The organism is Hymenobacter piscis, assembly GCF_018760735.1.
Classification (GTDB): domain Bacteria; phylum Bacteroidota; class Bacteroidia; order Cytophagales; family Hymenobacteraceae; genus Hymenobacter; species Hymenobacter piscis.
The window spans coordinates 22996-45799 of the sequence record NZ_JAHHZN010000027.1; the positions used below are offsets into that span (position 1 = coordinate 22996).

The 22804-nt window shown below is 62.3% G+C and carries 23 protein-coding genes; 7 read left to right on the forward strand and 16 right to left on the reverse strand.

The genetic code is table 11. The annotated features are described in order from the left end of the window. Positions 1 to 42 precede the first annotated feature (42 nt). Positions 43 to 3126 carry an efflux RND transporter permease subunit gene (locus tag KLP40_RS19115; protein WP_215595440.1) on the reverse strand — a complete coding sequence of 1028 codons (3084 nt, stop codon included), beginning with the start codon at positions 3124 to 3126 and terminating at the stop codon, positions 43 to 45. Between the two features lie 77 nt (positions 3127 to 3203). Next, positions 3204 to 4349 carry an efflux RND transporter periplasmic adaptor subunit gene (locus tag KLP40_RS19120; RefSeq protein WP_215595441.1) on the reverse strand — a complete coding sequence of 382 codons (1146 nt, stop codon included), beginning with the start codon at positions 4347 to 4349 and terminating at the stop codon, positions 3204 to 3206. A 346-nt stretch (positions 4350 to 4695) separates the two neighbouring features. Here KLP40_RS19120 and KLP40_RS19125 point away from each other — a divergent pair, with 346 nt between their 5' ends. Further along, entirely contained in the window at positions 4696 to 5049 is a 354-nt protein-coding gene (locus tag KLP40_RS19125; protein ID WP_215595442.1) for an MGMT family protein, read from the forward strand. A 157-nt stretch (positions 5050 to 5206) separates the two neighbouring features. On the opposite strand, the gene KLP40_RS19130 is transcribed toward KLP40_RS19125, so the two are convergent. From KLP40_RS19130 to xseA, 7 genes are all read right to left on the reverse strand, one after another. Beyond that, positions 5207 to 5632 (reverse strand): response regulator, encoded by a 426-nt coding sequence (locus KLP40_RS19130; RefSeq protein WP_215595443.1) that lies wholly within the window; start codon positions 5630 to 5632, stop codon positions 5207 to 5209. Continuing rightward, positions 5629 to 6411, reverse strand: coding sequence for a sensor histidine kinase (locus KLP40_RS19135; protein WP_215595444.1), 783 nt, complete (start codon positions 6409 to 6411; stop codon positions 5629 to 5631). Before KLP40_RS19135 ends, KLP40_RS19130 begins: the two co-directional genes overlap by 4 nt. A gap of 85 nt (positions 6412 to 6496) precedes the next feature. After that, entirely contained in the window at positions 6497 to 7288 is a 792-nt protein-coding gene (locus KLP40_RS19140; RefSeq protein WP_215595445.1) for a hypothetical protein, read from the reverse strand. Between the two features lie 10 nt (positions 7289 to 7298). Beyond that, the gene (locus KLP40_RS19145; RefSeq protein ID WP_215595446.1) at positions 7299 to 7706 is read right to left on the reverse strand and encodes a hypothetical protein; all 408 of its coding nucleotides are present in this window, start codon (positions 7704 to 7706) and stop codon (positions 7299 to 7301) included. 717 nt (positions 7707 to 8423) lie between these two features. Next, complete coding sequence (locus tag KLP40_RS19150) at positions 8424 to 8789, reverse strand: hypothetical protein (RefSeq protein ID WP_215595447.1); 366 nt, start codon at positions 8787 to 8789, stop codon at positions 8424 to 8426. 90 nt (positions 8790 to 8879) lie between these two features. Next, on the reverse strand, positions 8880 to 9113 hold the full coding sequence (gene xseB, locus KLP40_RS19155; protein WP_215595448.1) for an exodeoxyribonuclease VII small subunit: 234 nt from the start codon (positions 9111 to 9113) through the stop codon (positions 8880 to 8882). 36 nt (positions 9114 to 9149) lie between these two features. Continuing rightward, positions 9150 to 10649, reverse strand: a complete 1500-nt coding sequence (gene xseA, locus KLP40_RS19160; RefSeq protein WP_215595449.1) for an exodeoxyribonuclease VII large subunit — start codon at positions 10647 to 10649, stop codon at positions 9150 to 9152. A 169-nt stretch (positions 10650 to 10818) separates the two neighbouring features. Between xseA and KLP40_RS19165 the strand changes: the two genes are divergently transcribed. Together KLP40_RS19165 and KLP40_RS19170 are read left to right on the forward strand one after the other, a co-directional pair. Further along, positions 10819 to 12915, forward strand: a complete 2097-nt coding sequence (locus KLP40_RS19165) for a M13 family metallopeptidase (RefSeq protein ID WP_215595450.1) — start codon at positions 10819 to 10821, stop codon at positions 12913 to 12915. Between the two features lie 192 nt (positions 12916 to 13107). Then, a complete protein-coding gene (locus tag KLP40_RS19170; RefSeq protein WP_215595451.1) occupies positions 13108 to 13590 on the forward strand; it encodes a hypothetical protein in 483 nt (160 codons plus the stop codon). A gap of 15 nt (positions 13591 to 13605) precedes the next feature. On the opposite strand, the gene KLP40_RS19175 is transcribed toward KLP40_RS19170, so the two are convergent. After that, on the reverse strand, positions 13606 to 14343 hold the full coding sequence (locus tag KLP40_RS19175) for a peptidylprolyl isomerase (RefSeq protein ID WP_215595452.1): 738 nt from the start codon (positions 14341 to 14343) through the stop codon (positions 13606 to 13608). Between the two features lie 124 nt (positions 14344 to 14467). Beyond that, positions 14468 to 15721: a zinc dependent phospholipase C family protein gene (locus tag KLP40_RS19180; RefSeq protein WP_215595453.1), complete on the reverse strand. Its 1254-nt coding sequence runs from the start codon at positions 15719 to 15721 to the stop codon at positions 14468 to 14470. Between the two features lie 186 nt (positions 15722 to 15907). Between KLP40_RS19180 and KLP40_RS19185 the strand changes: the two genes are divergently transcribed. Further along, positions 15908 to 16951 (forward strand): hypothetical protein, encoded by a 1044-nt coding sequence (locus KLP40_RS19185; protein WP_215595454.1) that lies wholly within the window; start codon positions 15908 to 15910, stop codon positions 16949 to 16951. A gap of 99 nt (positions 16952 to 17050) precedes the next feature. On the opposite strand, the gene KLP40_RS19190 is transcribed toward KLP40_RS19185, so the two are convergent. Both KLP40_RS19190 and KLP40_RS19195 read right to left on the reverse strand, forming a co-directional pair. Then, positions 17051 to 17728, reverse strand: a complete 678-nt coding sequence (locus KLP40_RS19190; RefSeq protein ID WP_215595455.1) for a hypothetical protein — start codon at positions 17726 to 17728, stop codon at positions 17051 to 17053. 61 nt (positions 17729 to 17789) lie between these two features. After that, positions 17790 to 19082 (reverse strand): amidohydrolase family protein, encoded by a 1293-nt coding sequence (locus KLP40_RS19195; protein ID WP_215595456.1) that lies wholly within the window; start codon positions 19080 to 19082, stop codon positions 17790 to 17792. A gap of 175 nt (positions 19083 to 19257) precedes the next feature. Between KLP40_RS19195 and KLP40_RS19200 the strand changes: the two genes are divergently transcribed. Further along, the gene (locus KLP40_RS19200; protein WP_215595457.1) at positions 19258 to 19509 is read left to right on the forward strand and encodes an acyl-CoA-binding protein; all 252 of its coding nucleotides are present in this window, start codon (positions 19258 to 19260) and stop codon (positions 19507 to 19509) included. A 102-nt stretch (positions 19510 to 19611) separates the two neighbouring features. Here the strand turns inward: KLP40_RS19200 and KLP40_RS19205 are convergent, their stop codons facing one another. Together KLP40_RS19205 and KLP40_RS19210 are read right to left on the reverse strand one after the other, a co-directional pair. Further along, a complete protein-coding gene (locus KLP40_RS19205) occupies positions 19612 to 19887 on the reverse strand; it encodes a CDGSH iron-sulfur domain-containing protein (RefSeq protein ID WP_215595458.1) in 276 nt (91 codons plus the stop codon). Between the two features lie 235 nt (positions 19888 to 20122). Continuing rightward, positions 20123 to 20647 (reverse strand): GNAT family N-acetyltransferase, encoded by a 525-nt coding sequence (locus KLP40_RS19210; protein WP_215595459.1) that lies wholly within the window; start codon positions 20645 to 20647, stop codon positions 20123 to 20125. A 159-nt stretch (positions 20648 to 20806) separates the two neighbouring features. On the opposite strand from KLP40_RS19210, the gene KLP40_RS19215 reads away from it, so the two are divergent. Further along, on the forward strand, positions 20807 to 21472 hold the full coding sequence (locus tag KLP40_RS19215) for a DUF6565 domain-containing protein (protein WP_215595460.1): 666 nt from the start codon (positions 20807 to 20809) through the stop codon (positions 21470 to 21472). 100 nt (positions 21473 to 21572) lie between these two features. Here the strand turns inward: KLP40_RS19215 and KLP40_RS19220 are convergent, their stop codons facing one another. Next, on the reverse strand, positions 21573 to 22049 hold the full coding sequence (locus KLP40_RS19220) for a hypothetical protein (protein ID WP_215595461.1): 477 nt from the start codon (positions 22047 to 22049) through the stop codon (positions 21573 to 21575). A 128-nt stretch (positions 22050 to 22177) separates the two neighbouring features. Between KLP40_RS19220 and KLP40_RS19225 the strand changes: the two genes are divergently transcribed. Continuing rightward, on the forward strand, positions 22178 to 22801 hold the full coding sequence (locus tag KLP40_RS19225) for a deoxynucleoside kinase (RefSeq protein ID WP_215595462.1): 624 nt from the start codon (positions 22178 to 22180) through the stop codon (positions 22799 to 22801). The last annotated feature ends 3 nt before the right edge of the window (positions 22802 to 22804 follow it).

Genomic DNA, 22804 nt, shown 5'->3' on the forward strand with positions numbered 1-22804 from the left:
CAACGGCGAAAGCGAGAATGAAACGGCGGCCCGCCAGCGGCCCTAGGCAGGCACGGCCTCCTGTTCTTCAGGGGTCGGCTGGCGGTGCTTTTTGGCCGTAGCGAAGTAGGAGTACATCACCGGCACGACGTAGAGCGTGAGCACGGTGGCGAAAAACAGGCCGCCCACCACCCCGATGCCCATGGCCCGGCGGCTGAGCGCACCCGCGCCCGTGGCCACGGCAATGGGCAGAATGCCCAGGATGGCGCACAGGCTGGTCATCAGGATGGGGCGGAAGCGGGCCGTGGCGCCTTCCACCAGGCCCGTCATGTAATCCATGCCCTGCTCTACCTGCTGGTTGGCAAATTCGACAATGAGAATGCCGTTTTTCGTTACCAGCCCGATGAGCATGATGATGCCGATCTGGGAGAACAGGTTGAGCGTCTGGTTGAAGTACCACAAACTCAGCAGGGCCCCGCTCAAAGCCAGCGGCACCGTGGCCATGATGATAACCGGGTCGCGGAAGCTCTCGAACTGGGCCGCCAGCACCAGATAGATCAGGATGAGGGCCAGGCCGAAGGCGAACAGCAGGGAGGAGGAACTTTCCTGGAAGTCGCGGGAGGCGCCGGCCAGCTCGGTGGAGTAGGTGTCGTCGAGGGTTTTGTCGGCAATGGCCTGCATGGCGGCAATACCGTCGCCCAGGGTCTGGCCGGGGGCCAGGGAGGCCGAGAAGGTGGCCGCGTTGTAGCGGTTGAAGCGGTAGAGCTGGGGTGGGGTGCTGCTCTCGGTGAGCGTAATCACGTTGTCGAGCTGCACAATTTCGCCGGTCCGGCTTTTCACCGAGAGCAGGCGCACGTCCAGGGGCTGGCTGCGGTCTTCGCGGGCCACCTGCCCGATGATCTGATACTGCTTGCCGTTTTTGATGAAGTAGCCGTAGCGCTGCCCGCTCAGGCCAGCCTGCAGGGTCTGGGAAATATCCTGCACCGAGACGCCCAGGCTCTGGGCTTTGTCGCGGTTGATGTTCACGCGCAGCTCGGGCTTGTTGAATTTCAGGTCCACGTCCACGTACTGGAAAGTGGGGTTCTGGCGGGCGGCTTCCAGGAACTGGGGCACGGCCGTGCGCAGCTTCTCGAAGTCCTGGGTCTGAATCACGAACTGCACCGGCAGCCCGCCACCCCCGCCCGAGCCGATGCTCTGGTCCTGGCTGACGGAGGTGCGGGCTGCCGTCAGGCCCTTCACGCCCGCGCTCAGCGCATCGGCAATCTGGCTCTGCGTGCGGGTACGGTCGTCGGCATCCTGGAGCAGCACCCGGGCAATGCCGGAGTTGGAGCTGCCCGACCAGCCCGGCGAGGTAACCGTGAACAGGCTGCTAAGGTCGTCGCCAGCCGAGTCGCGGGCCATCTGGGTCACCTGATCCATGTACCGGTCCATGAACTCGTAGGAGGCCCCCTCGGGGCCGGTGGCGTTCATGTTCACGCGGCTGCGGTCCTCCACCGGGGCCAGCTCCGAGGGAATGGCGCCCAGGAAAAACCAGATGCCCACGCCCGTGCCCGCCACCACCAGCCAGGCCAGCCAGCGGTTGCGCAGGAAGGTTTGCAGGCTGCTGCGGTAGCCGTTGATAACGCGCTGAAAAAAGGGCTCGGTTTTGCGGTAGAACCAGTTATGGGTTTCCTGGCGCTTGAGCAGCCGCGAGCACATCATGGGCGTGAGCGTGAGCGACACGAAGGCCGAAATCAGTACCGAGCCGGCCACCACAATGCCGAACTCCCGGAACAGGCGGCCGGTAATCCCACTCAGGAATACTACCGGCAGAAACACGGCTGCCAGTACCACCGTGGTACTCACCACGGCCATCAGGATTTCCTCCGAGCCCTTGATGGCAGCTTCACGCGGTTCCTCACCGTCCTCGATGCGCGAATAAATGTTTTCCAGCACCACAATGGCGTCATCCACCACCAGCCCGATGGCCAGCACCACGCCCAGCAGGGTGAGCACGTTGATGGAGAAATCCATCAGGTACATCACGAAGAAAATCCCGATCAGCGACACCGGAATGGCCACGATGGGGATGAGCGTGGAGCGCCAGTCGCGCAGGAACAGGAAGATGATAATGACCACCAGCACGAAGGCCTCGATGAGCGTGTGCTCGACCTCGCTGATGGATTTGCGGATGAAAATGGAGTAATCAATGGCCTGGCGTAGTTCCAAGTCATCGGGCAGGTCCTTGCCGAACTGCTCGATGCGCTTGTTGAACTCGTCGGCAATATCAATCTGGTTGGAGCCGGGCTGCGGAATCACGGCCAGGGCCACGCCGGGCACCCCGTTCACCCGGAAAATCGTCTGGTCGTTTTCGGGGTAGAGCTCGGCGTAGCCAATGTCTGACATGTGCACCAGCGACGAGGCGTCGCGGCGGATGATGAGGTTGTTGAAGTCCTCCACCGAGGTGAGGCGGCCCATGGTGCGCAGGGTGAGCTGGGTGGCCTGGCCCTGCACCGTGCCGCTGGGCAGCTCCACGTTCTCGCGGGCCAGGGCCTGCTGAATTTCCACCGGACTCACGCTCAGGGCCGCGAGCTTGACGGGGTCGAGCCAGAGGCGCATGGAGTATTTCCGCTCCCCGTACACCCGGATTTCCGACACGCCCGGAATGGTCTGGAGGCGCTCCTTGAGGGTATTGTTGGCGTAGTCGGTGAGTTCGAGCAGGGTGCGGCGGTTGGAGCTCAGGTAGGTCAGCACGATGGGCTGGGAGTCAGCGTTGGCCTTGCTCACGGTGGCCGGGTCCATGTCGCGCGGCAGGCGGCCCTGCACCCCCGATACCTTGTCGCGCACGTCGTTGGCGGCCGTTTCCAGGTCGGCGTCAAGGTCGAATTCCACCTTGATGCTGGCCCGGCCGTCGCGGGAGTTGGAGGTCAGGTTTTTGATACCCTGCACGCCGTTGATGGCCTCCTCGAGCACCTCCGTTACCTGGCTTTGCATCACGTCGGCCGAGGCCCCGGTGTAGCTGGCCGACACGCTGATGATGGGCGGGTCCACGCTCGGATACTCGCGGATGCTCAGGTACCGAAACCCAATCACCCCGAAAATGACAATCACCAGGCTCATCACAAGAGCGAGAACCGGCCGGTTGATACTAGTTGATGATAAACTCATGGGCTATTTCACGCAGGAACTCGGGGTGGGGCGCAGGGGCTGGCAGCAAAAAGCGGCTGTGGCCGCCCGCGGAAAGGCTATTTGGTCACGCGCACGGCGTCGCCGGGCTTCACCTGCAGAATGCCGGTGCGAATCACGGAGTCGCCCACGGCCAGGCCGTCGGTGACCTGAATCAGCTTGTCGGAGCGCATGCCGATTTTGATTTTGCGGGGTTCCATTTTGCCGTTCTTCACGGTGTACACGCTGTAGCCGGCGGCTTCCGGCACCACCGATTCGGTAGGCACCTGCAGGGCCCCTTGGGTTTCGCCGAGCTCGAGGTTCACCTTCACGAAAGCGCCGGGGCGCAGCTCGTTCCGGGTATTGGCGTAGCGGGCGCGCACCGTCTGGGTGCGGCTCACCGGGTCAATCTGCGGGTCGAGGGCGTATACTTTGGCTTTGAATTTCTGGTTGGAGGCTTCGTCGGTGATGGTGATGGGGTCACTGAGTTTCACGAGGCGGGCGAAGCGGCCGGGTACGGCAAACTCAATTTTCACCGGCTTCACCTTGGAAAGCGTGGTGATGTCGGTGCCGGGGCTTACGTAGGTGCCTACCGTGGCGGTGGTCAGACCCAGCACCCCATCGAAGGGGGCCCGGATGGTGGATTTGGCCAGCGTGGCCCGCAGGGCGCCCAGGTCGGCCTGGGCCGTGAGCAGCTGGTTGTTGGCCTGCTCGTACTCCTGGGCGCTGATGTATTCCTTGTCGAGGAGGGTGCGCTGACGCTTTTCCTGGTCGCGGTAGAGCTTGATGTTGTACTCCTGCTTGCGCAAAGCGGCCTGAATTTCGGCGGAGTTGATGGTTACCAGCACCTGTCCCTGGCGCACCGGCTGGCCTTCGCGCAGGTTGAGACGGGTGATTTTGCCAGCTACTTCGCTTTTTATCACCACTGATTCCTCGGCCAGCACTGAGCCTGTGGCGGCCACGGCGTCGGCCAGGTTGGTGGCTTGCACCACGTATACTTCCACCGGCAGGGCCGGTCCAGCCTGGGCAGGACCACCGTTGCTTTTGCCGCCCTTGGCCGCGCCGCCTTTGCCGCCCTTGGCTTCGGGGGAAGGGAAATATTTCATTTTGGCAAACACCAGACCGCCAACCACCGCCAGGGCCACTAGCAGCCAAAGGATGCGGCGGCCGGCTTTGCCGGAGCGCTCTTCCGCTACTTCTGATTCAGTATATTCCTGGGTTTGCATGGAGCGTGTCGGGGTTGGTTGCCGGGCGGCGGAGCCCGTGGTAGTTTTCACAACGCAAGGCCCCGGTCGCAGGTTGGAGTCCGGCGGTATCGGAATGGATAACGGGGGTAAGACACAGAAAATAGGGCCGGGTTGCGTCGATGGCGGAATGGGGAGGTGGTGGAGTGGTGAAATGGGGAGGTGGTGAAATGGTGAGTTTGACGGGCGGTTTGTCCTACTTGCGCACCTGGTTAGTACTTCAGAGTATCTCAGCCATCAAGCCGGCTTTCCGCTCATCTCCCGTATCGAATATTTTACTTACTACTCACTTCCCACTTCCCACTCCTCACTCCTCACTCCTCCGCCCATGATTCCCCGCAACCCGACCGAAGCCCAGCGTAATTTCTTTCAGGAGGTCCACGAGGTGGTGCGGCTGGTGCCGGCGGGCCGGGTGACCACGTACGGAGCCATTGCCCACTACCTGGGCGCCCGGCACGGCGCGCGCATGGTGGGCTGGGCCATGATGGCCGCCCACACCGCCAACGAGTACGTGCCGGCTCACCGCGTCATCAACCGCCACGGGCAGCTGACGGGCCGCCTGCACTTTGCCACGCCCACGGCCATGCAGGAAGCCCTGGAAGCAGAAGGCGTGCGGGTAGTGGAAGACCAGGTGCAGACGTTCAATACCCTGTTCTGGGACCCGGCGGCCGAGTTGGAGTAGGCGGCGGAGTCTGTTCAACCGGGGGCGCGCGTTTGCCCCTGGTATATTGGTCGGGCTATACTCAGCCGAGTGTCTCCTATCTGCAAAGAGCCGCACCGGTAGCGGGGCGGCTCTTTGCAGATGGGCAGGACGAGGCAATCCGGGCGCCGGCTGCTGTTCAGAGAGAAACCGAAAGCAAAGGGCGGGGCGGGGTCGGACCTGTTTTTATGGTAATGACGTGTTGGATAGCGCCCAGTACTTCCTCGGGGCTGGCGTTTTTGAGCAGGTAGCCGTGGGCCCCTTCGGCCCGCAGCGAGTCGATGAGCTCGGGCTCATCGTGCATGGAGATGATGATGGACCGTACCTGCGGATACTGGGCCCGCAGCAGGCGCACGGTTTGCAAACCGTCGAGCACGGGCATTTGCAGGTCCATCAGAATCACGTCGGGAATGGTGCCGCGGTCGAGGTGTTCGAGCAGCTCCTGGCCGTCGCCGGCCTCAAAAAGCACCTCCATGCCGGGGAAGCCACTGATGAGGGCGCGCAGGCCCTTTCGGAACAGAATGTGGTCGTCGACTACGGCGAGGCGGATGGAAGGTACGGTCATGCCAAGGGTGAACTAGGGGGCTGATTGGTAACAAGATACGGGAGCGGCAGGGAAATCCAAACCCGGGTGCCCTGCCCGGGTGCCGATTCGTGGCGCAGCGTGCCGCGCAGCACGGCCACGCGGCTGCGCAGATTAGTCAGGCCCAGGCCGGTGCGGGAACCCGGCAGGGGCGGCTGGTCGGGCTGCGTGGGGTCGAAGCCAATGCCGTTGTCGGAGTAGCGCAAAGCCAGGGCCTCAGGACCAAATTCGACTATTACGTGGATCTGGCTGGCGTGGGCGTGGCGGAGGCCATTGCCCAGCAGCTCCTGCACCACGCGGTACACGATGAGCTCGTATTTGGCATCGAGCCGGTGGGGCTGGCCGTGCTGCTCCACGCTCACCTGGGTGGGGCCGTCGGCCGGAATAGTGCGGGCCAGGGCCTCCAGGGCAAAGGAAAGCCCGAACTTCTGCAGGGCCGCCGGCAGCAGGTTGCGCGAAATGCGCCGCACTTCGTTGATGGCCTGGTCGAGCAGCAGGGTGGCTTCCTGGGTGAGCTCGGGCTGGTTGAGCGTGTTGAGGTGGAGCTTGACGATGGCCAGGGTGGTGCCCACGCCGTCGTGCAGGTCGCCGGCAATGCGGCGGCGTTCCTCCTCTTGGGCCAGCAGGGCAGCTTCCAGGGCTTGCTGCTGGCCGGCCTCGTGCATTTCCTGCATTTCCTGCTGCTGCTGAATCAGCCGCCGCTGGTAGCGCACCACGAACCCCACGATACCCAGGGCCAGCAGCAGCAGGATAGGCGTCACGAGAACTAACGGAAGAAGCGCGTCGGGCATAGGAATAAGGCGGACCGGCCAGCCCGCCGGCTGAGCGGGTCAAGATAATAAGGATTTAGCCGACCAGGTGCGGCGGCAGTACCCGGTAGTGCCACGTTTTGGTGGGCGGCCGCCACCCAACACGGAACCGCAGCCACCGGGGCAGGGCGTGGCGGGGCGTAATGCCCATCGGGAAGAGCGTGATAAGGTGTAGTAATAGGCCAAATTGGATGGCGCGCAGGAAGGGGTAGAATTCTAGAAGTGTACGGACAATATACTGCTCGCTAAAATTATTTTCCGAACCGCTAAGCCAGCCGTAACGGGGTAAATCCTGCCCAATAAATACTAAAAGCGAGGAGGAATAGTAAATGGCCACGGCTATGCAGAGAATAAATGCCGGGCTTTCAGCCGGAGGAAGCAGGTGTTCCCGATGGACCATCTGGGTCAACTGACGAAAAGCCATGAATACCAGAAAGCTATTGCCAACCATTCGGCTGAGTGTGTTCATATTGGCAGTCAAACCGTCAATCCATAGCGCACTGGCAACTGCACTAAAAAAGAACATCAGCCAGCTTATTTTTAACAATTTCTTTGCTTTTTCAGAGGCTAAGTGAATGAATATCAGGGTCAGCCACGTGACATCCAGGAAGGTAGAAAGGTGGAAATTGAAAATATTATTATGAAATATTTTTCTTGCAATAGCATCAAGGATATATAGGGCGGCATCACATACTAGATAAGTAAGTAAAGGTCGAAATATGAATCCGAAATTTATCTTTCGACCCCATATAATACCCAACAGTAAAACACTGGTGCTTTTGCCTGTGCTGAGAAGCAAGTCAGTTATACTCTGCCAGTCATCAGTCACAGCATGATGATTAAGATAGTGGGCTAGTCGTGTCGCACACGGGAGGGCATTTCCCAGCACTGTCTCCTACAATTCCTTCCTCGTACACATCTTCTCCACTTTGTCCGGTGCGTGCTACAATATCCCGGCCGTCCTTATCGACGCCTACCACCATTATTTGTGATTCGTCTTGGCTATCTGCCTCTTTTGACTTGCTGATTCCCATGTAAAACCGTAGTCCTACGCAGCCGGGTTGGTTCTGAATCTTGTCCAGTAGCTCATTGCCGAAATAGTAGGCGTTAATACGTTTGCGGCCGCCTTTTTCCGCGTCGGTAAGCGGCTCGTTGCGGTAGTTGGCCGTCCACTGTTCCGCCTCCGAGAGCGGGATAGGGGCGCCGGCGTTGGGGTTGAAGCCGGGGATAGGGTCGGTGTGTTGCATGGGAGTGATTCAGGAAAAAAGCGGATAATATAAAATAGCAGTCAGAAGGCAACTGCCTTATTGAACTTTGCCAATGAGAAAGCCCAACTGAAAAGTACGGACATTAGTAGTAAAAGCACAGAGTTTATCAAATATATGAATCGTAATGTGAACTCGTCGTTGAGGTCGATAAAGTAGTTAGTTGTTAGGTATAACAGAATGGTGCCAGACAAGTAAATGACGATGCCAATGCTGGCGATAAACATTGGTGTTCTTCTGAAATAAGTAAATTTATTGTAAGACATATTCTTTTCAAAAAATAGTAAGGATAAGGCTATAATGATAATGCTTTCTGCTAAATTCGTATATGAGTTAATTCCTTTAAATCCTTCAATAAAGAAAGAGTCAATTAATGCAAAAACGGTAAAAAATATGGATAGTAATTTAATTCTGTGTTTAATGGCTTTGTTTTGAAATTCGTCATAATATATTTTTATGTATAATAAAGATTCACCGAATATGCCAAAATGAAGAAGCGGTAGATTGTTGTGCCAGATCTTGTTGGCCACGAGCGTACAACAATAAATTGTGAAAAGAAAGGCGGGCACCCATTGTAACATAACCAAGCCTCCGGTCAGGGTTGAACGACGCTTCCGGGCCAAATAAAATGGCACGAGCATACTTATGTATGCTGCAAAATCAACTGACTTGCAGAAGGTGATAAACCACGAAGGCATTCTAGCTATTGAGGGGATTCTGGATGCTGCAGCAAGGTGGGCATGGGGGAGGATTTATAGCCATCTGCACGCTAGCTGCTTTCATCCCTGACGAGTCTGTCTCTGCATCATCAACCATGCTGCGCTGCACTACAGCCGACGGAGCGGACAAAATATCATTGTCGTTGGCGTCATAACCAACCAGCACCAGTTTGGGGGTCCCGGCTTCGTCTATTCCATAATAAGCGCGCACCCCGACGCAGCCGTCCTGGGCCAGAATGCCCTGGAGGGTTTCGGCCGGCAGGCAGTGAGCATTAATGCTGTCGGGATTCTGGGTGCGGTAATTGCGGGTCCAGGCGCTGGCTTGTTGCAGGTCGTCGTTGGTCATAGGTGCAGGTAGAAAAGAAGGACAGCAGAGTGGTCAAATATAAGTGAAAGACTATGAATCCGGCTATAACGATGGTTTTATGCAACTGTATTATTCTGCGGTCAGCTCGTCCTGCTCGTCCTCGTCCAGGTTCTCAAACACTTGGTCGATGGCTTGCTCGGCCGAACGGAGCTTGAGTTTGCAGAGGCGGATGAGCTCGGCCGAGCGCTGCACGCGGGTGGTCAGGTCGTCCACGTCCACGGCGTCGGTTTCGAGGGCGCGCAGGATGGTTTCGAGTTCTTCGATGGCCTGGCGGTAGGTGGGTTCGGTTGATTTGGGCGGCATGGGGCAGCGGTAAAAAATGAGTGAAGCAAATTCGGCCTACTGTAGAAACAACGGGAGTTGACCGCCAACGCGGGCCGGCACTACCGCGTCGGGCAGGCGCAGCAGCAGCTCCTGGCCCGGGCGCAGCGGCCCGGTGAGCGGGCGGCCCTTGGGCGTGAGCAGGCGCACCGTGCCAGCTGGCGGCGGGGTGGGCAGACTGGCCAGGCGCAGCTGCTGGCGGTGCAGCAGGCGCAGGGCGGCCAGCTGCAGGGTGTAGCGGCGGCGCAGCAGCTGCTCGCGGCGGCGACGGTGCAGGCGCCGGAACCGTTGGGCCAGCAGGCGGCCCCGCTGGCGCAGATGCTGCTCCTGGTGGCGCAGGGCGTGGCGGGCGGCACGGTGGAGCTGGTGGCGCCGGCGGTCCAGGCCCTGGCGTTGCTGGCGCAGCTGAGCCCGCGGGGCCGCCGCCGCCACCCGGATGCGCTGGTGCAGCGTCTGGCGATGCTCCTGCAACTGCTCCCGGGCAGCGCGGTGGGCCTGGTGCAGGAGGCGGCCGAGCAGGGCGGCCTGCTGCTGCACCTGCTGCTGGGCCAGCTCCCGGATGCGGCTGCCGTAGCCTTCCAGGGCCGCTTCGAGACGGGCGAGGCGCTCAATGAGGTAAGCGGCCACGGCGGTGGGCGTTTTCAGGGCCAGGTGGGCCGTGAGGTCCACCACGGCCTCGTCGCGCTCGTGGCCGATGCCGGTGAGCACGGGCAGCGGAAACGCGCCCACGGCCGCCGCCAGCCCGAAATCGTCGAAGGCCAGCAGATCGGTTTTGGAGCCCCCGCCCCGGATAATCACCACGGCCTCGAACTGGCTGCGCCGACCCCGGATGGCGTCGAGGGCAGCCCGGATGCTGGCCGGGGCGCCTTCGCCCTGCATGGTGGCCGGGAACAGGGTGAGGGCGAAATCGTAGGGCGCCTCCCGGAGCTGCTGCACGAAATCCTGCCAGCCGGCAGCCGTGGGCGAGGAAACAACGGCCACCCGCTGAATCCCGATGGGCAGGGGCAGCAGCTTCTGCCGGTCCAGCAGCCCTTCGGCCTGGAGGCGGCGCAGGGTTTCGAGGCGGAGCCGGGCCAGGTCGCCGACGGTGTAGGTGGGGTCGAGGGCCAGCACGTCGAGGCTCAGGCCGAACTGCTCGTGAAACTTAACCTGCACCCGCAGCATGATTCTGAGCCCCGGCCGCAGCGTAAGGCCGGTCTGCTCCTCAAAAGCCGCCGCCAGCTGCTGGTAGCGCGCACTCCAGATGGTGGCTCGGGCCTGGGCCTTGAGCTGGGCCCCGCGGGCGGTGGTGTGCTGGTCGGTGAGGGTGAGGTAGCAGTGCGCCCCGTAGGTGCGGGGCAGGGTCAGGTCCGAAATTTCGGCCACCACCCAATAGGAGTCGGCAAACCGCTCACTCAGCGTCTGGCGCACCCGGGCCAGCAGCTCGCTCAGGGGCAGGGCGGCGGGCGGCAGGGCGGCCCCGGCAGACGGGGTGGGCGAGGGTAGCCCCGGCTCGGGGCGGCGGTTGTAGAGCGGCATCAGACCCGCAAGATACGCACGCGGGCCGGCTCCCGCGCGGCGCAACGCGGGCCCCGGGCAAAGGGGCGGGCCGCCGGCCGGCGCAGCGGGAGTGTAGCGAAAAATGAATCATTTCCGGATGATTTGGTAGATTTACCCTTCCACCTTACCCCTCCATCTTTCCTGCTCTATGAAAAAAGGTAATAACCTCACGTTGCTGGCCGTGGCGGCCGCGGGCCTCTCGCTCGGCAGCTGCGCCACCAGCCAGCCGGTAGCCAGCACGGCGACCACCACGGCCCCCGCCGAGCCGGCCCCGGCTCCCGCCGACCCCAAGGGCGTCGGGCTGAACGTGGCCAACATGAATCCGGCGGTAAATCCGTGCGACGACTTCTTCCAGTACGCCTCCGGCAACTGGCTCCAGAACAACCCGATTCCGGCGGCCGAAGTCCGCTGGGGCTCCTTCAACGAGCTGGCCGACAAGAACAACGCCGTCATGCGCCAGATTCTGGACGAGTCGGCCGCCAATACCTCGGCCGCCAAGGGCTCCAACGCCCAGAAGGTGGGGGATTTCTACGCCTCGGCCATGGACTCGATGGCCATTGAGCAGGCCGGTCTGAAGTATCTGCAGCCCGAGCTCAACCGCATCAACGCCATCAAAACCCTCGCCGACCTGCAGAAGGAGGTGGTACACGCCCAGAAAATCCAGACCGGCGCGTTCTACAACGGCTACGTGGGCCAGGACGACAAGAAGAGTGACGAGTACGCCGTGAACCTGTACCAGGGCGGCCTGAGCCTGCCCGACCGCGACTACTACCTCAAGGACGACGCCCGTTCCAAGGGCATCCGCACGGCCTACACCGCCTACCTGACCAACACGTTCAAGATGTTGGGCGACAATGAGGCCACCGCGGCCAAGAACGCGGCGGCGGTGCTGGCCTTCGAAACCAAGCTGGCCAAGGCTTCCAAGAGCCGCGTGGCCCTGCGCGACCCCAACGCCAACTACAACAAGATGACCCTGGCTGAGGCCAGCAAGCAGTTCCCCAACCTGAACCTGGCCGGCTCGCTCAAGATGATGAATCTGGGCGCGGCCAAGCAGGTGATTGTGGGCCAGCCCGAGTTCTTCAAGGAGCTGAGCGACCTGATGAAAAAGGAGCCCCTGGCCAACCTGAAAACCTACATGCGCTGGCACCTGGTCACGTCGTTCTCCTCGGCGCTGCCCCAGGCTTACGGCGACGAGCAGTTCCGCTTCGCGCAGGTACTCACCGGGGCCAAGCGCCAGCAGCCCCGCTGGAAGCGCATGCTGCGCTCCACCGACGGTGCCCTGGGCGAAGCCTTCGGCCAGGTGTACGTGGAAAAGGCCTTTACGCCCGAAACCAAGCAGAAGGCCCTGGTGATGGTAAACAACATCAAGGCCGCCATGGGCGAGCACATCCAGCAGCTCGACTGGATGAGCGATGCCACCAAAACGGAGGCCCTCAAGAAGCTGGCCGCCTTCACCGTGAAAATCGGTTACCCCGATAAGTGGAAGGACTACTCGGCCCTGAACATCTCCCGCGAATCGTACCTGCAGAACGTGCTGGCTTCCCGCGAGTGGGGCTACAACGACAACGTAAGCAAGTTCGGCAAGCCCATTGACCGCCAGGAGTGGGGCATGACGCCGCCCACGGTGAATGCCTACTACAACCCGAGCATGAACGAAATCGTGTTCCCGGCCGGCATCATGCAACCGCCCTTCTTCGACCCCAACGCCGACGACGCCGTGAACTACGGCGGCATGGGCGCGGTCATCGGCCACGAAATCACCCACGGCTTCGACGACCAGGGCCGCCAGTACGACGCCCAGGGCAACCTGCGCGACTGGTGGACCAAGGAGGACGCCGACAAGTTCCAGCAGCGCGCCGACATGGTGGACAAGCAGTATTCCGCCTTCTCGCCCCTGGATTCGGTGTACGTGAACGGCAAGCTGACCATGGGCGAAAACCTGGCCGACTTCGGTGGGCTGGCCCTGGCTTACTCGGCCCTGCAGAAAGCCAACGCCGGTAAGAACATTCCCAAGTACGACGGCCTCACGCCCGAGCAGCGCTTCTTCCTGGCCTGGGCCCAGGTGTGGCGCACCAACGCCCGGCCCGAGTATCTGCGCCAGCAGGTCATGACCGACCCGCACTCCCCGGCCCAGTACCGCACGGTGGGTCCGCTCATGAACATGCCCGAGTTCTACGAGGCCTTTGGTTGCAAAGAGGACGCGAAAATGGTACGCGCCCAGGCCGACCGCGCCCGGGTGTGGTAGCCTTGCTGACTGCTGGCTGATAGCCGCCAGCTGTTGGCCTGAAACTGTTAAAAAAAGTGGCCCGCCATTATGCGGGCCGCTTTTTTTATGCCCGATTTTGCGTTGGCGCAAAGCGGGCCGACGGAGCGCGTTTTGGAAAAAAAAAGGCCCCATAGTCGCCGCCGCCGGCCGGCATCTGCGTACACTTGCGCTATGATTTCTTCGCTTCGTAATGCCGGACTGGGGCTGCTGCTGGCCGCCGCCGTTTCCTGCCAGCAAAAACCCGCCGACCAGCCCGCCGGTACCGCCCTGCGTACGCAGCCCGCGGCCGACAAGGCCGCGCCCCCCGTGGCCACCGATACGCCCGACTCGGCTCCGCTGCCCGCCCCGCCCGATTCGGCCCTGATGCAGCAGGTGCAGGAGCCCCGGCTGAACGACGTGTATGTGGTGGCCTACCAGCCCGCCGGCAGCCCCGAGCAGCGCTTCTTCTTCTACCGCGTAAGTGCCGTGAGGCCCGAATCGGTGGATTTGCTGCCCGCCCGCCAGGAGTCCACCGACCCGGCCGCCGACGTCAGCGCCGCCGGCTTCTTCACCGACAAGGCCCTGACCTACACCCGCGCCGAAGCCCTGGAACTGCTGCAGGAGCAGTCCGGCGACGTGCAGCACACCCGCCTCATCCGCGTCCGCCGGGAGTAGTGGTGAATGAGTGACTCATTTCACCACCTCCACCTTAATACCCACGTCCGTGGTGGGCCAGTTGTCCATGCCGACGGGTTCGTTGGCTATTTTGTCGATGACGTCGAGGCCTTCGACTACTTCCCCGAATACGGTGTACTGGCCGTCGAGGCCGGGTACCCCACCGATGGTGGCGTAGGTCTGGGCCTGCTCCGGGGTGAGGGGCCGGCCGGCGGCGGCGCGGGCTTGCTCGGCCGTCATGGCCTCACCCTGCACGATGTAAAAGTCGTTGTTGGAGGAAAGGCGGTCGGGGTTCATGGCTCCGTCGTAGCGGGCCATGGCCAAGGCTCCGCGCTTGTGGAAGTGCTGGGGCCGGATTTCGGGCGGCAGCCGGTAGCTGCGCATGGCAATGGTACGCTGCTCCGAGCCCCCGCCCTGAATGACTAGCCCCTTCACCACCCGGTTGAATACCGACTCATCGAACACGCCCTTGCGGCTGAGGAGCAGAAAGTTGGCGGCGTGTACGGGCGTGTCGTCGTAGAGGCGGATGCGCATGTCGCCCAGACGGGTGTGCAGCACCACTTCTTGGGCCGGGTACGCGCGGCCGTAGTCGAGCAGCAGGCGGGCGGCGTTGGAATCGGCCAGGGCCATGAGGTCGGGGCCGGGCACTGCGGAAGCGGCGGGGGCGTCGGCGGGGACAGTGTCGGCGGCTTGCCGGGACCCGCAGGCGGCCAGCAGGCCCAGCAGCGGCAGGTACAGGAAACGAAGCATCATGGCGGCGGGGGGGGGGGCAGGGATGAAAAAAGGCAGGCAAACCAACTGAAAGGGTGGCCCCGCCTGCCGGCCGGGCCACCCTTCAAAGGTAAAAAGCGAAACGGAACCCGGCTTATCAGCCCAATTACCAGCCCGAGCCGGCGGGCGTACCCCAGCCGTCGTCGGCCCTGGGTTTGGGTTTGGCGGCCGGCTTGGTTTTCTCCTTACGGGCGGGGCCGTTGGCGGGCTTCACCTTGGTTTTAACCTTGGTGGTGCCCTCGGGCAGCGCGGCCGGCACCACCGGGGCCGGGGTGGGCGGGGCGGCGGGAGCTGGGGCCGGGGCTTTGGCCTCAATATCGGGCGAGAGTGTGGGCATGGCCCGGGCTGCGTTGATCAGGTCGGGGCGGGGCGCTTCCTTCATGGGCTGCAGGGCCAGCAGGGTCTGCTGCTCCACCAGCAGGTCATCCTTCCAGGCGTCGAGTTCCAGGTCCAGCTTCTCCTCTTCCTCCTTCGTAACGGGTTTTTTGAGCAGCTTGTCCAACTCCGGCGAGCCGGCATCCTTCCAGGCCGTCATCCACATGGAGGCCACCAGGGTAGGGGCCAGCTTCAGGCGGAAGGCCACCATGCCGCCCACTTTCTCGTGGTAGGCATCGGCAAAGGCGTCGGAGTAGGCGCGGCGGGTTTTGCCGTAGCGGTGGCTGAATACGTACTTGGTTTCGGGCGTGTACTTGCGGGTTACTTCCTCTTCCAGGTCAAAAGTGGCTCCCAGGAAGCCGTATGATTCCTGAATCACCTGCCAGATGTCCTTGAGCGGGTCCTTCTGGTAGCGGCCGGGGTCGTTCTTGAGTTTGTACTTGGCGATGTTGCGCTCGGGCAGCTTGCTTTCCCACAGGGCGTGAATGCCTTCCTGCTTGGAGAGCTGCCCGTCGTAGTTTTCGGTGGTGTGCAGGGGCACGTAGGCGTCGGCCACGTAGTGGCCCAGGTCGGCCGAGAGAGCCAGAATGGCGGTAGTGTCCTGTTCGCGGAAAGCCTTGGTGAGCTTCTCCTTGGTTTCGATGACGGCCCAGGGCAGGGTGCCGTACTTGCGCAGGGTGTCCACGGTGTACTTGGCCACGGCCTTGTCCCAGGCCTTGGGCATGAGTCCGAAGGGGTCGTCGCCGTAGTGGTCGATATCGATGAAGTGCTTGCTGGCTTCGCCCGGGTCCTGGTCGCGGCGCTCATCGGCGTCGGTGCTCAGCTTCACCAGCCGCAGCATGTGGCGGTAGTAGAAGGGGCGCATGCCCGCGGGCAGCGAGTACACGGCCAGCTGCGTGATGGTGCGGTGTCCGAAAAAGCCCCAGCCCGGCGAGAGTACCGGGCACAACAGCACAATAAAGAGGGTGACTAGCAGTTTTTTCATGACGAGAACCCGGCAGTGAGTCGGCGGATAGCGAAGATACAATTCAACAGAAAGATACGCTCATTTTTTGCCGGTTTCGGGCCGGGTCAGCCTGGGAGGCGGGCGAAACCGGGGCCATCTGCGTATTATGCACAGCCGGCCCGTGGGGGCCGGCCCGCCCCCATCCACCTGCCTGCCCGCCCGCCCGTGACGCTCATCTCCCGCAAGAAAATTATTTACGCCATCAGCCCGCCCCTGCGCGAGTACCTGCACGCCTACGACCGCGAGGCCCAGCTGCCGGTTACCTACCGCGACCTGGCCCGCTTCACCGGCGCCTTCCCGCTACTCGACCGTCAGGGCCGCGACACGCTCTGGGAAACCGTGTACTACGAGCCCAATGCCCTGCGCGAGCTCAGCCTGGGCCTGACGCAGGTGTACGCCCTACTCAAAACGGCCGGCGACTTGTCGTTTACCGACCACCTTATTGCCGACCGCATCGATTACTGCCGCTTTGGCAACAGCCAGCCCTTCCGGGTGCGCATCGTTAATCAGCTCAACGACAACTACGATTATTTTTACGTGAAGCGGGCCGATGCCTCCCGCGTGTACGGCCTGGAGTTGGAACACCTGCTTTCGCCCAACAGCATGAACTACCTGCTCAGCGGCGAAACCCTCCTGGAGGAGCACATTGCCGGTATCCCCGGCGACGACTTCATCCAGAAACACCTGCAGCGGCCCCACCTCAACCAGGTCCGCATTGCCAAGGAGTTCGTCAAGTTCAACGAGCGGTGTTTTGCCCGTTTATTGGGCGATATGCGGGCCTATAATTATGTCATCGACGTGACCCTGGACTTTGAGGACGAGCAGTACCGGGTACGGGCCATCGACTTCGACCAGCAGTGCTACGAGGGCAAGAAGAACATGTACCTGCCCCAGTTCTTCAAGGATAACCGGGCCATCGTGCAGCTGTGCGGGCGCCTGCTCGAACCCGAAACCATCCGCCAGTACCAGGCCGAGGAGCGCACCCTCATGGCCCGCCGGGTCCGCTCGGAGCGTCGCCGCCTCAAGGACCTGATCGACTGCCTGCGCCGCGACGAAGTCTCGCCCCGCGAGAAGGTGGAGCAGCTCAAAACGGAGCTCAACCGCCACCACGCTACCCGGCAGTTCAGCCGCTGCCGCAGCATGGGCGACGTGGTACGCCTCAACCTCAAACTCATGCTGCTGGCCCCCAACAAGGCCCTGGAAGGCTAAGCGCGCCGGCTCCGGCAGTAAAAAATATGCCCGCTCACCAAACCGGTGAGCGGGCATATTTTTTACTGCCGGAGCCGGGTACCGGGAGCAAGCACCGGTTTACCGGCCCAGGCCGATGACCAAGCCCACGGAAAACTCCACGCCGCCGGGGCTGATGGTCTGCACTAGGTCGCGGAGGCGGTCGGAAGGGTTGGGGTTAACGAAGTTGTCGTACGTCACCGGGTCGCCGGTAAAGCGGGCCCCGTAGCCCAGCGTACCGAGCAGACCCACCCGGCCGGGCTGCCAGCGCAGGCCCCCGCGCAGGTGCAGCACCCCACTCGGCGACAAGGTAAAGCGGGCCTCTTCCCCGTCGAGTTCTACCGTGGCATCGTCAATGCGGCCGGTGCGCACCAGGTTTACGCCCACGTAGGGCGTGAACGGCTTTTCGGGCGTGATATAGTAACGCGCGCCCACCCCGATTTTACCGCCCACGCCAAACCCTATGCCGCCATTCAGCTCGAAGCTGGGCGTCAGGTGGCCGGCGTACGAGATGCCGAGGCCGCCGTAGGGGGCGCCCCAGCCCAGCTCCAGCATCAGACTGGAGCGGTAGCGCGGGGCCGTGTCGGGGGCGGGGCGATACCCGGCCGGAGCGGCCGCGGGCGTCGGGGCGGCCATGGTGGCCGGGGCCGTCGTGCTGCCGGGCTGCGGGGCGGAGTTCAGTTCGGTCTGGGCCAGGGCCTGGCCCGTGGCGGCGAGGGCGAGGCCACCGGCCAGCGCAAGCGTAGAGATGTTAACCATGGAATAAGGAATAATTTTTTTGCCAAAGATGGAACTAAAAACAGTTCTTCAAACACCATGCCTAATCCTGCCGATATACTACCCCCTGCTTCATCACGAAGCGCACCTGCTGCATGGCGTTGATGTCCTGCACCGGGTCGCCCTCAACGGCCACCACGTCGGCGAGCTTACCGGGCTCCAGAGTGCCCAGGTTGGCGGTCTGGCCCAGCAGCTCCGCCGCCGATACCGTAGCCGAGCGCAGGGCCTGGGCGGCCGGCATCCCGGCCTCTACCATGTAGCGGAATTCCAGGGCATTCACGCCGTGGCGGAACACGGCCGCGTCGGTGCCGAAGGCAATCTTAACACCCGCCTTGTAAGCCCGGCCAAAGGTGCCTTGCAGCCTGGGACCAATAGCCAGGGCCTTGGGCGTTACCAGCGGCGGGTAGTAGTTCGGGATTCTGGCTGAGTCGGCTACCGACTTGCCGGCCGTGATGGTGGGCACGTACCAGGTGCCGTTTTTTGCCATCAGCTTCATCGTCTCGTCGTCCATGAGCGTGCCGTGCTCGATGCTGGTTACGCCCGCCCGGATGGCCCGCTTCATGCCCTCGGCCCCGTGGGCGTGGCAGGCCACGCTCAGGCCCAGATCCCGGGCCGTTTCCACCACGGCCCGGATTTCGGCCTCCGTCATCTGGGCCGCCGAGCCGTCCTTGGCCACGCTGAGCACGCCGCCGGTGCTGGCAATCTTGATGAGGTCGGCCCCGCGCTTGTACTGCTCGCGCACGGCCTGCCGGGCCTCGTCGGGGCTGTTGATTACCCCGTCGGCCGGGCCGGCCGTGCCCATTAGATCCAGGCGGTAGCCGTTGGTGGGGTCCATGTGGCCGCCGGTGCCGGAAATGGCTTTGCGGGCCGTGAAAATGCGCGGGCCCACCACCTTGCCCTGATTAATGGCGTTGCGCAGGGCCACGTTCACGCCCGAGCCGCCCAGATCGCGCACCGTGGTGAAGCCGGCCAGCAGGGTTTTGCGGGCGTGGTCGAGGGAGCCGAAGGCCACGTCGGCGGGGTTTTCGGTGAATTCACGCAGGAAGTTGTCTTTGCTGGTTTCGCCCTCCAGGTGCACGTGGCAGTCGATGAGGCCGGGCAGCACGGTGCGGTTCTTCAGGTCGATGACCTTATCCCGGGCCGAGGCGGGGGCGGAGTAGCCCGGTTCCACGGCCAGCACCCGGCCGTTTTCCACCACCAGCGTCACGGCGGTCTGGGCACGGTCGGAGCGCATGTCGAGCAGGCGGCCGCAGTGCAGGTAGGTTTTCTGGGCCAGGGCCGCGGGGGCCGAAAGCAGGAAGCTGCCGAGCAGCAGGGGCAGGTAGCGGTGAAACATAAGCGGGGCAGAAGAAAGCAAAAGTGAGTGGGAGGGCGGAAGATACGCGCAAAATAAACGCTGCATGCCGCCTAATTCCGCCGCAATCCGTACCTTTTGCCAACGGGACCGGCAGTAGGTTATTTCTGCCGGCCGCTACCTTCCTCCCATTCCCCACATTCTGCACATTCCACTTATGGCCACGCCCGAAGAATTTGAAGCCGCCGCCGCCCGCAGCAAAGAGCTGCCCGCCAAGCCCGACAACATGACCCTGCTCAAGCTCTACGCCCTCTACAAGCAGGGTAGCGAGGGTGACATCTCCGGCGACCGGCCCGGGGGCTTCGATTTCAAAGCCATTGCCAAGTACGACGCCTGGGCCGGCCTGCGCGGCAAAAGCCAGGACGACGCCCGCCAGGAGTACGTGGATTTCGTAAACTCTCTGTTCTAGGCTTTTGGCTGTTAGCTGTTGGCACTACGCCTTGGCACACGCAAAACGCGCCCGTTACGGATGTAACGGGCGCGTTTTGCGTGTGCGGGTGATGCCCGTAACCTAGCCCAGGGGCTGCGCGGGAGCCGCCGGCGGGGTGGTAGGCTTGGCCGGGGCGGTGCCGGGCGCGGGCAGGTCGAAAGCGGTGGCATCGTGCTCAAAGTGACCCTTGTGCGACCCGTCGCAGAAGGGTTTATTGGCCGAGAGGCCGCAGCGGCAGATGCTGATCCGCTCCCGGCCGCCGAGGCCGTACGCGTTGCCCTGGGCATCTACGAGTTCGATTTCGGTGCCCTCCACGCGGAGGGAGCCATTACTGAGGACGGTGAGTTTGGTAGCCATGGGACGTGAACGGTTGAATGCGTGAATGGTTGACTTGTTGGACTGGTGAACGGCTGAACTGGCGGATGGCTGGATTGGTAAATGGCTGAAAAAGAAGTTATAGCCCGTAACCCCACCGGCCGGGGGCAAGTACGCTCCTAACTCCTAACTCCTAACTCCTAACTCCTAACTCCTAACTCCTAACTCCTAACTCCTAACTCCTAACTCCTAACTCCTAACTCCTAACTCCTAACTCCTAACTCCTAACTCCTAACTCCTTCCGCAGTACGTAGTCGTTCATCCAGTAGGGGCCAATGGCAATATCCTCTTCGCGGTGGCGTTGGAAGCCCAGGTGCTCGTAGAAGGCGAGGGCGGGGTTGTGGCGGTTCACGTTCAGATCCAGGGTCTGGCCCCCGGCGGCGCGTACGGCCTGCTGCACGGCCGTAATCAGCTGCTGGCCCAGGCCCTGGCCCTGGTGGGAAGGCAGCACGTAAATCTTGTGCAGCTTGTAGAGGCCGTCTTCGGGCTGGGCGGAGAAGGAAGCGTACCCGCAGGCCTGGTCAGCCACGTATACGAGCAGAAACGTGTGGCCCTGCTCGGTTATCTGCCGTTGCAGGGAGGCCGCCGTATAAATCACCCGGTACATGTATTCAATCTGCTCCCGCGAAATGATGAACCGGTACGTCGGCTCCCAGGTGGCTTCCGCCAGTTCCATGATGAGGGGAACATCGGCCAGGGTGGCGGGGCGGATGCGGACGGACGAGGAGGCAGAAGCGGACATAGCCGGCAAAAAACGGCATTATTCACCGCAAAACCGAACCCCAAACCTCGTTTTCCACGTTTTGGGTCGGAAATTGCCGGGGCCCGTGGGGAAGTCGGGGCCGACACCCGCCCGATTGCCTTCCTTCTGCCACCACTCCGACCCTAACTACCCTGCCTTATGAAACCGATTGTTTTTTCGCGTACGCTGCTGCTGGCCGCTGCCGGTCTGCTGGCTTCCCCGGCGGCTTCGGCCCAGACCACCAAAACCACCCAGAAGCCCGTCGGCACCGCCACCACGGCCGGCCTGGAGCGCGACCTGCAGGCCTTCAGCAACTGGGTGAATGAGAAAGTAGACCGCGCCGCCACTACGGCCCGCCGGGAGTTGCCTAAAGTATCGGCCGAGTTTGATCGGCAGAGCGCCCGCCTCGACCGGGCCGTGGACAGCCTCACGGTGGAAGGCAAGCGCGAGTACAGCACCCAGAAGACGCGCTACCAGCGCTGGGCCACCCGCCAGGATAGCCTTGATGCGGCCGCCCGCCGCCCCACCACCGCCGACCAGGCGCAGCGTCGCCTGCTCAACGAAGACGTGACCATCAGCCGGGCCCGGGCCAGCGAACTACCCGACCTGTACTTCCGGCTGGTGGAAACCATGCGGGCCGACAAGAAGAACTGGACCCAGGCCGACTGGAGTGCCGCCAGCGCCGTGCTCACCCGCCTCAATACCCGTTACGAGCAGGTGCGCACCGACCTCTCGCTGGAAGAACGGCTGCGCATCCGGACCCTGCAGGGCGAATTCCGGACCCTGGAAAAAGCCCGCGACGTGAAGGACGTCATCCGCGAATAGCACCGTATACAGTGGCTTGTAAACCTGCGCCGGCCCGGTTGCTGCGGCACACATACTGTGCCGCAGCAACCGGGCCGGCGCATAAACCGCCGCCGCTGATTCAGGTGGTTTCCGGTTGGGGCGGCGGAATGGGACGGTGGGCCCGGGGCTGGCGCTGGAGCCACTGGCTGGCCGTGGGCACGTCGTAGAACATCTGAATGGGCAGGTACTGGCGCACCCGCTCGAAGAACTCGAAACTGGCCAGCTGATTGTGCATGTCGGGGGAGAACACGTAGGCCACGGCCCGCAGGCCCTCCAGCATGGCCTGAGGCAGCCATTCGTATTCGAGCCACTCCATGGCCTCGCTCCAGTCGCCGGTGGCGTGGCTTTTGTCGTTGAGCAGCAACGGGTGGTGCAGCTTGGCCTGGAGCTTGAGGTCGTGGCGGGCGACGTGGATGACCTCCCGGCCGGTGAGGTTGCCGAACCATTTCACGTACAGCAGGCCGTGGGCAGGGGCATGCTGCACTTCCACCAGCGGATTGCCGCTGTCATCGGTAAGGGAACCCAGGGGCTCCAGGTGTATACTGGTTGTGGGCATGGGAGAGAAAGAGAGGGAGCGGAATGATATAGCGTTTTGTCTATGCTGTAACGGCTGAGTTCGGGCCGATGTTGGGTTCGGCGGGGAACTGTTATTTTTGAGGCTCCGCATTTTTTCGCACCTCGCTCATGCACATTGCAATCGTCGGCAACATTGGGGCCGGCAAAACCACGCTGTCCAACAAACTGGCCCACCACTTCAACTGGGAAGTGTTCCTGGAAGATGTTGACCACAACCCGTATCTGAAGGATTTTTACGACGATATGCCGCGCTGGGCCTTCCATCTGCAGGTGTATTTCCTCAACAGCCGCTTCCGCCAGACCCAGCGCATCAAGCAGCTCCAGAAATCGGGCAAGGGCGTGATTCAGGACCGCACGATTTACGAGGACGCCCACATCTTCGCGGCCAACCTCAACCAGTCGGGCCTGATGACGGAGCGCGATTACCAGAACTATCTGGGCCTGTTCGAGTCGATGATCAGCATGGTGGATCCGCCGGACCTGCTGCTTTACCTGCGGGCCGACCTGCCCAAGCTGGTGCAGCAGATTGAGAAGCGCAACCGCGACTACGAAAACAACATCAAAATCGACTACCTCAAGCACCTCAACGAGCACTACGAGGAGTGGATCCGCAGCTACAGCCACGGCAAGCTGCTCATTGTGGACGTGAACAACCTCGACTACGTCAACAACCCCGAGGACCTGAGCGTGGTCATCGAAAAAATCAACAGCACCCTGTTCGGGCTGTTTTAAGTG